At 60.9% G+C, this 12,000-nt stretch carries 8 protein-coding genes; 2 read left to right on the top strand and 6 right to left on the bottom strand.

All coding sequences use genetic code 11. The features are described 5' to 3' along the window. Positions 1-1,867 (top strand): M13 family metallopeptidase (locus L972_RS03820; protein WP_047435706.1); only part of this gene is annotated, 1,867 nt, incomplete at its 5' end. Positions 1,868-1,925: 58 nt separating this feature from the next. Beyond that, a complete protein-coding gene (locus L972_RS03815; RefSeq protein WP_040066645.1) occupies positions 1,926-2,363 on the top strand; it encodes a PliI family lysozyme inhibitor of I-type lysozyme in 438 nt (145 codons plus the stop codon). A gap of 76 nt (positions 2,364-2,439) precedes the next feature. On the opposite strand, the gene pdxY is transcribed toward L972_RS03815, so the two are convergent. The 6 genes from pdxY to L972_RS03785 all read right to left on the bottom strand — a co-directional run bounded on the left by pdxY (position 2,440) and on the right by L972_RS03785 (position 11,904). Beyond that, the gene (pdxY, locus tag L972_RS03810; RefSeq protein ID WP_047435702.1) at positions 2,440-3,300 is read right to left on the bottom strand and encodes a pyridoxal kinase PdxY; all 861 of its coding nucleotides are present in this window, start codon (positions 3,298-3,300) and stop codon (positions 2,440-2,442) included. 93 nt (positions 3,301-3,393) lie between these two features. Further along, positions 3,394-5,526 carry a lysine decarboxylase CadA gene (locus L972_RS03805; RefSeq protein WP_042079860.1) on the bottom strand — a complete coding sequence of 711 codons (2,133 nt, stop codon included), beginning with the start codon at positions 5,524-5,526 and terminating at the stop codon, positions 3,394-3,396. 77 nt (positions 5,527-5,603) lie between these two features. Beyond that, positions 5,604-6,938 (bottom strand): cadaverine/lysine antiporter, encoded by a 1,335-nt coding sequence (gene cadB, locus L972_RS03800; protein ID WP_005338486.1) that lies wholly within the window; start codon positions 6,936-6,938, stop codon positions 5,604-5,606. A 751-nt stretch (positions 6,939-7,689) separates the two neighbouring features. After that, positions 7,690-9,243, bottom strand: a complete 1,554-nt coding sequence (cadC, locus tag L972_RS03795) for a lysine decarboxylation/transport transcriptional activator CadC (RefSeq protein WP_047435697.1) — start codon at positions 9,241-9,243, stop codon at positions 7,690-7,692. 392 nt (positions 9,244-9,635) lie between these two features. Further along, positions 9,636-10,916 carry an L-methionine/branched-chain amino acid transporter gene (yjeH, locus tag L972_RS03790; RefSeq protein WP_047435694.1) on the bottom strand — a complete coding sequence of 427 codons (1,281 nt, stop codon included), beginning with the start codon at positions 10,914-10,916 and terminating at the stop codon, positions 9,636-9,638. A gap of 88 nt (positions 10,917-11,004) precedes the next feature. Continuing rightward, positions 11,005-11,904, bottom strand: a complete 900-nt coding sequence (locus L972_RS03785) for a LysR family transcriptional regulator (protein WP_047435691.1) — start codon at positions 11,902-11,904, stop codon at positions 11,005-11,007. Between the last annotated feature and the right edge of the window lie 96 nt (positions 11,905-12,000).

Below are 12,000 nucleotides of genomic sequence, written 5' to 3'. Positions count from 1 at the left end.
GCTCGCCACCGCCAAGATCCCTGACGATCGCCCCGCCGATGGCGCCTTCTACATGCTGCGGGACAAATCCCTCGCCGATGTGCGGGTGCTGGTCGAGGGGCTGGCCAAGCAGGAGGCCGCCACCGGCACGCCGACCCAGCAGATCCGCGATCTCTACGCCAGCTATCTGGATCAGGCAGGCCGTGACGCCAAGGGGCTCACCCCGCTGGCACCGGTGCTGGCCGATATCGACCGGATCGATGATCAGGCTGCGCTGGCCCGCGCCTTTGCCCAGTCGGGCCGCATGGGCGGCGGCGCGCCGTTCGGCATCTGGATCGACGCCGATGCCAAGTCTCCCGACCGCTATGCGGTCTACCTCTATCAGGGGGGATTGGGGCTGCCGGATCGGGACTACTACCTCAAGCAGGATCCCGACAGTCAGGCCCTGCGCCAGAAGTACCAGCAGCATATCGCCGCCATGCTGAGCCGCCTCGGGGAATCTGACCCGAGCGGCAAGGCCAAGCGGATTCTGGCCCTCGAAACCCGGCTCGCCACCATCCAGTGGGACAATGTGGCCCTGCGGGATCGGGAGAAGAACTACAACAAGCGCCCCGCCAGCGAACTGGCACGGCTCGCCCCCCATCTCGACTGGCAGGCTTATCTCAATGCCGCGGGCATTGCTGGTCAGCCGGAGCTCATCATCGGTCAGCCGACCTATCTGAGCGCGCTGGATCAGGTGATGGCCCAGACCCCCATCGCCGACTGGCAGGCCTACCTCAAGTGGCAACTGCTGACCGACTACGCCCCCTATCTCGACAGCGCGACCGACCGCGCCAACTTCGCCTTCTACGGCACAACCCTGAGCGGCACGCCCAAGCAGCGCGCCAGCTGGGAGCGGGCGCTCGGGGTGCTGAACGATCATCTGGGTGAAGCTGTCGGCCAGCTCTATGTGGCCCGCTACTTCCCGCCTGCGGCCAAGGAGCGGATGGAGCAGCTGGTGGAGAACCTGCGCACCGCCTACGGCCAGAGCATCAAGGAGCTCGACTGGATGTCGCCCGAGACCAAGGCGCAGGCACTCGAGAAACTTGCCAAGTTCCGCCCTAAGATCGGCTACCCCGACAAGTGGAAGGATTACAGCGCCATCACCATCAAACCGGATGATCTGGTGGGCAACCTGCAACGCTCGCAAGCCTTTGAATACGCAGACAGTCTGGCGCGCCTCGGCAAGCCGGTCGACCGGGACGAGTGGCACATGTCGCCGCAAACGGTGAACGCCTACTACAACCCGAGCAACAACGAGATCGTCTTCCCGGCGGCCATTTTGCAGCCCCCCTTCTTCGACATGACGGCGGATGATGCGGTCAACTACGGCGCCATCGGCGGGGTCATTGGCCACGAGATGGGCCACGGTTTTGATGATCAGGGGGCCAAATCCGACGGCGACGGCATGATGCGCGACTGGTGGACGCCGCAAGATCTCAAGGAGTTCCGCTTCCGCACCAGCCGTCTGGTGGCCCAGTACAACCGCTTCGAGCCCATCAACGGCCAGTTCGTCAACGGCCAGTTTACCCTGGGGGAGAACATCGGTGATCTGGGTGGCCTCACCATCGCCCACAAGGCCTATGAGCTGTCACTGGATGGCAAGGAGGCGCCGGTGCTGGATGGCTTCACCGGCGAACAGCGCTTCTTCCTCGGCTGGGCTCAGGTGTGGAAGGGGATGTATCGCCCCGAGCTGATGCAGATGCTGCTGCGCTCCGACCCCCACTCGCCCCCCGAGTACCGGGTCAATGGCGTGGTGCCGAACATTTCCGCCTTCTATGAGGCATTCAACATCCAGCCGGGTGACAAGCTCTATCTGCCGCCCCAGAAGCGGGTGAAGATTTGGTAACAGCATCACGGCGGGCTCCCCGAGAGCCCGCACTCAAGAGACAGCAAGAGGTTGCAAGATGAACAGAGCATTGATGATGGCAGGGCTGCTGACCCTGCCGCTGGCGGCACAAGCCGAAGAGGGATTTAGCAAGCAACTGACCCTCCCCTCTGGGCAGGTGATCCGGGTAGCGCAGGGGGCCGGTGAGCCCGCCTCCATCGGCAGCTATGACGTGCGGCTCTATTCGGGTCAGAACGCCCAATTTCCACTGGATGAGTTTCAGGATGGCAAGGTGATGGCCCGTAACGGCTTTATCCGGGAGCTGAAACTGGTCGATTTGAATGGCGACAAGCAGCCCGAGCTGGTGGTCATCATCGAGAGCGCTGGCAGCGGCAGCTATCAGGATGCCGATGCCTACACCGTCAGCCCGCAAGGGGAGCTGGAGATCTTCAATCAGGTCAAGGAGCTGGAGCCCAAAGAGGATGTGGTCAAGGCGCTCAAAAGCCCGCAAGACTAAGCCCTCTCCCCGAATCTGAAATATAAAAAGCCCTGATGATCAGGGCTTTGTTGTTTCTGCTGTTGGTACAAACAGCTCAGAGGCGGGTCGCCCGGATGGAGACCTGCGGCAGCGCCATCTCGTGCTGGGCAGCAACCAGTTGCAGCTCGTAGGCCCCCGCCAGCCAGGTCCGGGCCAGTACCGCATCCACGCTGGCGTTGGTAAGTTCGAACGCCGCTACCGGGGTACAACCGGCCAGCAGATTGGCCAGCATGGTGGCGCTCAGCAGATCCCCCACCCCGATGGGATGGCGGGCAAAAGGGTAGAGCGGGCGGGAAAGATGAAAGGTCCCCTCCTCGCACACCAGCAGCATCTCGAAGCGGTCCATGGCAAAACCGGCCTTGCCCAGATGCTTGACCATCACCAGCTTGACCCCTTGCGCGCGCAGCTGCTGGCACGCCTCGATGGCCTCCGGCACATTGCGGATATCGCGGCCGGTGAGCTGTTCCAGCTCCAGCAGATTGGGGGCCAGCATATCGGCGCAGGCCAGTGCCCGGTTTTTCAGAAAATCGGCGACGCCGGGTGCCACTATGCACCCCTTGTCGGGGTGACCCATCACGGGGTCACAAAAGTAGAGGGCGGCCGGATTGATCGCCTTGAGCCGAGCCACCGCCGCCAGGATCTCCTCCCCCTGTTCGGCCGAGCCGAGGTAGCCGCTCAGCAGCGCATCGCACTCGGCCAGCACACCGATCTCCGCCAGGCCGTTTACCAGCTGACGGATATGGCCGCCGGGCATCACCATCCCCTGCCAGCCTTCGCGGTATTGGGTGTGGTTGGAGAACTGCACAGTGTTCATCGGCCACACCTCGATCCCGAGGCGACGCATGGGAAAAACGGCGGCGCTGTTGCCGGCACAGCCAAAGACTACGTGGGATTGAATGGAGAGTACTCGCTTCATGGTTGGCGACTCACGCAATAAGAACAGGAATTCCGGAGGGAAAAACGGGCCTTGCGGCCCGTTGTTGTCACTTTCGACTGTTGTCACTGTCGATTAACGCAGCACCTTGACGGTGTAGCTGCCATCGGCCTGACGATAGAGGCCGTGGATGTCGGTCTCGAAGCCCGGGTAGTGGGCACCGATCTCGCACAGCATCTCGAGGAACTCGAGCACCGGCAGAGAATCCTGGGTCACCATCTCGCCCGGCAGTACCAACGGAACTCCCGGCGGGTACGGCAGGATCATGTTGGCGCTGATGCGGTCAACCATGTCACGCAACGGCACCTCTTCCAGATTGCCCGCCAGCTCTTGCTGCCATGCAGCGTGCGGGGTCATCTTCATCTCCGGAAGCACATCGAACGCCTTGAACATCAGCTCCGGCAGACGGTATTTGCAGGTCAGATCGTGGATGCTCTGGGCCAGCTCCTGAATGCGCATCCCTTCGTAGAAGCTCGGATCTTCACGATAGAGGCTCGGCAGGATGTTCTTGATGGTCAGGTTCAGATCGTAACCACGCTTGAACTCGGTCAGGGCGCGCAGCAGCTGCATCGCCTTGGACTGATCGATACCGATGGAGAAGAGGAACAGCATGTTGTAAGGGCCGGTCTTCTCGACCACGATGCCGCGCTCGTCCAGGAACTTGGAGACCAGTGAAGCAGGGATGCCCTTCTCCAGCAGCTGGCCATCACGACCCATACCCGGGGTCAGCAGGGTGACCTTGATCGGATCCAGGTACATGTGGTTGTCATCGATGTCCTTAAAGCCGTGCCAGTCATCTTTCGGATCCAGCTTCCAGCACTCAACGGTGTCGATGTTGTCCGGCTGCCATACGTCGAAGAACCAGCCTTCGCTCTGATCACGCAGACGCTTGATCTCTTTGCGGAAGGAGATGGCGCGATCGATGGAGTCCTTGATCAGACGCTTGCCGGTGTTGCCACGCATCATGGCAGCGGAGATCTCGGTCGATGCCACTATGCCGTACTGCGGCGAGGTGGAGGTGTGCATCATGAAGGCTTCGTTGAAGGTCTCTTCCTCCACGTCACCCTTGATGTGGATCATCGAGGCCTGGGAGAAGGCCGCCAGCAGCTTGTGGGTGGACTGGGTTTCGTAGAACACCTTGCCCGGCATCGCTTCGCCGCTCATGCCGCACTTGCCTTCATAGATCGGGCTGAAGTTGGTGTAAGGCACCCAGGCACTGTCGAAGTGGATGTAAGGGGTATCCAGACTCTCCTTGATGAAGCCGGTGTTGTAGAGCAGGCCATCATAGGTGGAGTTGGTGACGACGGCGTAACGGGGAGCCTGGGCACCCGGTGTCGCGGCGACCTTGGCTGCGATGGTGTCGCGGCTGAATTCGCTCTGCGGGATACCACCCAGAATGCCGTAGGCGTTGCGGGTCGGACGGAAGTAGATCGGGGTCACGTCGTTCATCATCATCAGGTGAGTGAGCGACTTGTGGCAGTTGCGGTCAACCAGCACAGTGCTGCCAGCCGGTGCGGAGAACATGCCGACGATCTTGTTGGCAGTGGAGGTGCCGTTGGTGACGATGTAGGAGCGATCGGCGTTGAAGGTACGGGCGATGTACTCTTCGGCTTCCTTGTGCGGACCGGAGTGATCCAGCAGGGAGCCCAGCTCCGGCATGGAGATGGAGACGTCAGCCTTGAACGCGTTCGGACCGTAGAAGTCATAGAAGATGCTGCCGGCCGGGCTCATCTGGAAGGCGGTACCGCCCATGTGACCCGGAGTACAGAAGGTGTATTTACCCTCTTCCACGTACTTGAACAGTGCCTTGGTGAACGGCGGCAGGATGGCGTCCTGATACTCCTGAGTGGCCTGACCCATCTTGAGGGCGATGTCATCGGCCATGCCAAGACGGTACTCGAAGAAGTGCACGTTCAGACGCAGGTCGGTCAGGTGAATATCGAGAGTGGACTGGTCGTTGGCGAAGGCGAAGATCGGCAGCTTCTCGTTGCGATCGTGGATCTCCTTGCACAGGCCCAGAGAGTATTTGTCCCAGTCGAAGATGGCGCCGCAAACGCGGGGGTTCTTCTCAATCAGTTTCAGCAGGTCGGCCACATCGACCGGATAAACAACCTCGAAACCCTTGCGCTCGAGGGAGGCTTGCAGCTGGCGAATGGGTTCTTCTTTAAAGAAAACGCCCAGGTGGTTGAGGATGGCAATGATATTCATCGTAATGCTCCACACGTAAAGGGGCGCTCTCCATCAGGGATGGTGAGTGAAGAGCGCTCGGAAGATAAAAGGGGGAATTAGTTGCTGGGTTGTTCGCTCAGCAGGGCGTCGTGCTGACGCAGACCCTGCTTTTTGGCGTAGAACATCAGGATGATGAGCGACACCACGAAGGTAGCGGTAAGGTTGGAACCCTTGGCGCCCATCAGGGCCACCAGACAGAAGACACAGGCCACACCGGAGAAGATCATCGCGCCGATGCTGCGGGAGGTCATGCCCTCGAAGCGGATCAGGTTAATGCTGGAGTAGAAGTAGGGCAGCATGGTCAGCAGCACCGCATCTGTGGTCAGCACGTTGAAGAGATCGGCAGCGTGAGCGGATTGGGAAGTGAAGGCGGTCAAGCCAACCATCAGGGCAGTCATCTTGAGGGAGCCCAGAATCAGACCCTTCTTGGCTACGCCGTTCTTGTCCACTTCGCCATAGATTTTCGGGAAGTTGCCGTCGTTGGCGGCACGCTTGCCCGCCTCGCCCACCAGCATCATCCAGGAACCGAGCGAGGTGAAGCAGGCCAGAGCGGTGAAGGCAGAGACGAACGGTGCAGACCAGCTACCGAAGATGGCGGAAGAGGCCATGGCAAACGGGGCGCCGGAGGCAGCCACTTCACCGGCCGGGAACATGCCGCTGATCACCTGGGTAGAGAGGATGTAGATAACACCGGCGATACCGGTACCCAGCATGGTAGCGAGCGGTACGGTACGCTTGGGGTTCTTCACCATGCCGGAAGAGACGGCGGCAGATTCAACACCGACGAAGGACCAGAGGCAGATCAGCACGGCGCTGATGACCGCATGCAGGTCGCTGCCGCTGGTGGTGTTCCAGTTCTGGCTGTAGACGGTGGCATCAAAATGACCCCAACCCATCACCGCAGTACCGACAACCGGCAGCAGGATCAGCACCAGACCCAGGGTACAGAGTCGGCTAACCCAGCTACCGCCAAGCAGGTTGACGAAGGTGAAGATCCAGACGGCAGCGATGGTGGCAGCGGCGGCCGGAATTGGGCTATTGAGAATGGGGAAGAAGACCGAGAGGTAGGAGACACCGGTAATGGCGATGGCCAGGTTACCGATCCAGTTGGCGTGGTAATAAAGCACACCGGTCTGGAAACCGAACACCGGAGAGATCTCGCCAGCGTAAGCAATGGGGCCACCCTCTTGCGGGTTCTTGGTAGCAAGGCGGGCGAAGACAAAGGCGAGGCCCATGGCGCCTACCAGACAGATTGCCCAGCTAAAGACAGAGATGGAGCCGATGGTGGCCAGTGCCGAAGGCAGCAGCGCGATGCCACTCCCCATCATGTTGCCGGCCACCACACCTGTACAGGCGATAAGGCCAATCTTCTTGCTCGTATCTAGGGACATAAGATCTCCGGTTCTATAAAAGGTCGGGTCGTCACATACACATTTGGCGGAACGCCCCGCCAAAGAATGGGCACAGACTAGGCCTCTCATCCCCGGAAAACATAAAGACCAGCTAACGGATAAAAATATGAGGCAACTTTTTTCGCCGCCTCGTCACTTTTGATAAAAACCATTTAAAAACAGTAAATTGACATCACATCACACAGCCGTCTTGATAAAACCTTGATATCCTTCCGCCCCATTTCTGCCCCTTGATAACCCCTTTATCTCGCCGTCTTGATATTTTTGGCCAGATAAACCCGGGATAAAGCAGCTCCCATTGCGCCCCCCTGCCCTTGCGGCCATTTGGAAGCCCTGCGGATCATCACCCTGAGTAGCCGCTCACCTCCTGCTTGACCCTCCGCTCGGCTCATCACAATCCAGGCTCAGAGGTAAAGCGCAACGGCGATAACCGGTCAGCAATGAGAAATTAGTCGTGACAGACAGCTTATCCCGCCGCCAACAATGAGCAGATGTCACAAGCTGCGTGCGCGGCGTGAAGCCGAACAAACGCGAGTGCAGCGAATGCCGCGGGCAAGACAAAGGCAGATAGTGGGGAGCAGCGGAGGATAAATCGGGCCGCACCAGAGCGACTATCCCCGGTGGCAAACAAGCAGGATTGAAACAAGCAGAAACAGCACAGGCCGCCCGAAGGCAGCCTGTGGATGAGGTCGGCAACCGCACCGACCGGGGGAAAACCAACACTGCGGTGTTAGAAGAGCTTCACCTTGCTCTGGCCCAGCGCATTGAACAGGGCCGGGGTGAGGCTCTCCATATTGCTGTAGAAACCGAGCTGCTGGCAGAGCAGATAGGTCTGCTCGGTCGCCTCCATCAGGAAGGCCTGACTGTAGGCATCACCCGCCGCCTCGGGGCGACCATCCAGCTCCGCCAGCTTGCCCTGCAGTATGTAATAGAGCACCGAGCGGCCGCGACTCGCCGCCTTCTCCAGCAGATAGTTGGCCTGCTGTTGCTGGCCGTTGAGGATCGCCTGCAGGGTCAACGCCTCCCACACCCGGGCTGGCAGGACGCCGCTGTTTTGCACCACGCTGGCGAGATGGGTGCCAATCCCCTGCAGTCGCTCGCTCTCGGATTTGCCCGCCAGGGTGGCCAGCGCCTCGCCCGCCAGATAGCGCTCCGCCAACAGCAGCGGCTGATCCGGATGGGCAATCAGCGCCTGCTCCAGCAGATCGATGCCGCGCTTGAGGGCGACCGGATCCCGGCTGTTGATGTAGTACTGCGCCTCCATCATCGCCATCAGGGAGGCATCATCGATCGGCCAGCCCATCCCCGGCTCGGCATCGGGTTGGTCGAGGGCGCGCAGCAGATCCTGGCTGCTGGCCTGCAACACGCCGTGCACACTGTGGCGACTGAGCTGGTACTGATGGCTGAACAGCACCCGGTTGGTGTTGATATTGCGATACTCCAGATCGAGATAGGTGCCACGGGGCTGGCGGGTGACCCGCACACTCAGCTCCTTGCCGGGCATGATGCCCCCCATCAGAGTGGTGGCGCCGTACTGCACCCGCAGCGGCGTAGCCACGGCCACTTCCCCCATCAGGGCTCGGGTAATGCCATCGGCGAGGCGCACGTTCTCGTTGTTGTCATCCATACCGGAGTGGAAGCGGAACACCAGCAGATTGGGATCCAGCATGGCATGCACCTGGGGGCTTGTGTGCTGGTAGCTGAGCATGCTGACAATGGCGATCAGCACGATGGCCACGAAGATATCGAAACTCACCATCTTCCAGCGACTGCGGGCATCCTTGGCATGGGTGGAGATGGCGCGGGTCAGGGGTCCGGCGGGAAAAGGGGCAACATTGGGCTGTGCATCATCATCCTGCTCAGCCGCGGGCGGGCTCAGATCGGAGAGAGTCGGGTTGTCGGAGAGAGCGGTATTGACCGCAGGAGCAGGCTGCTCGTCCGCCATCACCACGGAAACCACCTGCAGCGGCCTTACCGGTGCCACCAGCTTGTAGCCGCGCTTGGGTACGGTGACGATATAGTCGGTCGCATCGGTGCGACCATCTTTGAGGATCTTGCGCAGTTCGAAGATGGACTGGGTCACTACCTGATCGGTCACCTCGGCGCCATCCCACACCTCATTGATCAGGGCATCGCGGCCAAACACGGTGCCGGCATTGTGGGCCAGAAACCGCAACAGATTGACCAGTCTGGGTTCGAGGTAGACCTCGCGGTCGGGGCGACACAACATGTTGTCGTCAACGCTCAGGGTCCAGTCGTGGATCTCAAAAACCGATTCGCTCATGATTCACTCGCTGCAGATGGTGACAATGCACGATGAGAGAGACGCAAAACCCGGGCTGACTGAACGGAACAAGGCGCTATCACCACAGGTGACAGATAGAAAGAGAACCGAAGCAATCACATCTCTGAGAGTCAGTCTGGCCAGGCCATCCTGTTTACGTCTGAAGGGCATCCTTGCGGGCATTCCGACCACCGGGATCGGAAGGGATCACTTTAAGCAAAACGGGAGCTGGATCCCACTTTTTTTGGCTATAAATCGCCGTTGAGTTGATCCGACACCGCACTTTTCGGCAAATAGCGTGCCAACTAGTATTCATATGAACATCCCATATGCCGGAATCAAAAAGCCCTGAACATCAGGGCTTTCTCATTTCTTCGACCATCGGGGAGACGTTACTTCGCTACCGGAAGAGCATCCTGCTGACGACTGCGGCGCAGATGACGCCGCCACAACGAGAAGCCGCCGTAGCCAAGACTCAGCGCCACCGCATAGAGCAGCTGAGTGGCGAGCGCCACCAGCACCAGAGCGCAGAGCAGCACGCTTATCCCCGCCAGCCCCTTGCCCACCCCGCCGAGCAGGCGCCAGCCCGCCGCCATGCAGAGCAGATAGACCAGCACGAAGTTGCCGTTGGCGTAGCGGATCAGCTCATCGAGCGGCAGTCGCAGCCAGATGATGAGGGTGATACAGAGCAGGCAGATGGCGAGCACCAGACCGAGCGCCCGCAGCGGCGCGCCGCGCGCGGTGAGCACGGCCAGCGAGGGGGGTAACTTGCCTTCCCGCGCCATGCTCCAGATCAGCCGGGCAAAGCCCTGAATGTAGATGTTGATGCTGGCAAAGCAGGAGAGGTAACCGAGCACCGCCACCAGCCACTTGGCGGTGGGGCCGAACAGCAGCGCCAGCAGGGAGGGGATGGCGGTGGCATTTTTCGCCTCATCACCGTAGAGGCCATATTTGAGCACCACCAGCGAGTGGATCCAGTAGATAAGTCCCGCCAGCAGCACCCCGCCGAGCAGGGCGATGGGGTAGTCCCGCTCCGGCCGCTTGAACTCCTCCCCCATGTGGGCGAAGGCTTCCAGCCCGACGAAACACCAGAACATCACCGCCAGCGCGGTGGCCATAGGGGGCCACTCATCCGCGCTAGGCAATGGCCGGGCCGCATCGCGCCAGCTCACCTCCCCCTTGAACCAAATGAGCAGGGTGAGCCCCAGAATGGCGAGCGCAATCAACAGTTGCAGGTTGCCGGAGGAGCGCGCCCCGCGCAGCCCCAGCAGGAATACCCCGAGCAGGGTGAGCAGCTGGATGGCCCAGAGGGTCCACTCCCCCATCTCGAACAGGGCATGCCAGAAACCGGCGGCAATCATCAGGGCGGCAGGCAGCCCCACCGGCAGCACCGCCAGAAACAGGAAGGCGGAGAAGCGCTCGGCGCCGTTGCCAAAAGCGAGGCCAATCAGGTGCGGCGCACCGCCCGCATGGGGATAGCGACGACCGAGGCGAGCGAAGGTAAAGGCGATGGGCAGCACCAGCGCAATCAGCAGCAACCAGGCCCAGAGCGAGGCCCCACCCGCCAGCGAGGCGGCAGTCGCCGGTACCACGAAGATCCCGGTGCCGAGCAGCGAGGTGGCGAGCAGCCCCATCCCCTGCCAGAGCCCGAGATCCTTTTTCAACCCAGACATATCCTTTTGTCCTGACTAAAAAAACATCCCGCCATGTTAGGCTTGCCCCGCCCCTTTGTTAAGCACGGCAGCGAGAATATGCAGCCTTTTATTCAGGCTCGGACTCAGCTTGCAGGGATTCGGCCAGAAAATCCCCCAGCAGGGTGATTTTGAGCACCTGCCGCCGCGCCGCCGGATAGATGAAGTAGAGGATCTTGGCCGGGCTCTGATAGCGGCCAAGCAGCGGCAGCAGACGTCCTGCAGCGATATGCTCACGCACCTGTTCGGCGGGCTGTAAGGTGATGCCAGCCCCCGAGAGCGCAGCCGTCAACAAGGCTGGCCAGTGATTGATGCGCAGGCGCGAGGCGACCCGCACCTCCTCGCTCTGGCCATCCTCCCCGACAAACTGCCAGCGCTCGTGCTCCCCCCAGTTGCCGTGCAGGCACTGGTGGCGAACTAGATCGGCCGGATGACGGGGCACGTCGTAGCGATTGAGGTAGTCGGGGGCAGCGCAGAGGCGGTAGTGCTGGGTCAGCAGCGGACGGGCGATCAGCGCCTCATCCTGCGGGCGCAGGGTGCGGATGGCGGCGTCGAACCCCTCCTCCACCAGATCGACCCAGCGCGGGGTGAGCTGCAGATCCAGATCCAGCTTGGGGTAGCGGTCGAGAAAAGCGGGCAGCAGCGGCACCAGCCGGTGGTGGCCAAAGCTGAGGGGGGCGGCGATGCGCAGCCGTCCGGCCGGCTCGGCCAGCAGATTCTGGGTGAGCGACTCGGTCAGTGCCATCTCCTCCTGTACCCGCTGGCAGCGAGCCAAAAACAGCTGGCCCAGCTCGGTGAGAGTCTGCTGGCGGGTGGTCTTGTGAAACAGCTTGCCCCCCAGCCACTGCTCCAGTCCCAGCACATGCTTGCCCACCATCTGGGCGCTGATCCCCTCTTCGCTCGCCACCGCGCTGTAGGAGCCGAGATCCACCACCCGGGTGAAGATACGCATGCTGGTCAATCGGTCCACAACCCCTCCTTTTTGCCCGTTTCAAGGCCGTTTGGCCCGCGACCAGGACCCTGATTCACAACCAAAAGTTTAGTAAGAAATGGATTTTAGCCAATT

This window comes from Aeromonas sp. ZOR0001, from assembly GCF_000801015.1.
GTDB lineage: Bacteria > Pseudomonadota > Gammaproteobacteria > Enterobacterales > Aeromonadaceae > Aeromonas > Aeromonas veronii.
Note: the sequence above shows the minus strand (reverse complement) of the source record. Positions and strands in the feature narration are given on the sequence as shown.

Excerpts from the sequence above, each read along its gene's own strand:
- L972_RS03815 (WP_040066645.1), top strand. The coding sequence starts at position 1,926 with ATGAACAGAGCATTGATGATGGCAGGGCTGCTGACCCTGCCGCTGGCG.
- pdxY (WP_047435702.1), bottom strand. The coding sequence starts at position 3,300 with ATGAAGCGAGTACTCTCCATTCAATCCCACGTAGTCTTTGGCTGTGCC.
- L972_RS03805 (WP_042079860.1), bottom strand. The coding sequence starts at position 5,526 with ATGAATATCATTGCCATCCTCAACCACCTGGGCGTTTTCTTTAAAGAA.
- cadB (WP_005338486.1), bottom strand. The coding sequence starts at position 6,938 with ATGTCCCTAGATACGAGCAAGAAGATTGGCCTTATCGCCTGTACAGGT.
- cadC (WP_047435697.1), bottom strand. The coding sequence starts at position 9,243 with ATGAGCGAATCGGTTTTTGAGATCCACGACTGGACCCTGAGCGTTGAC.
- yjeH (WP_047435694.1), bottom strand. The coding sequence starts at position 10,916 with ATGTCTGGGTTGAAAAAGGATCTCGGGCTCTGGCAGGGGATGGGGCTG.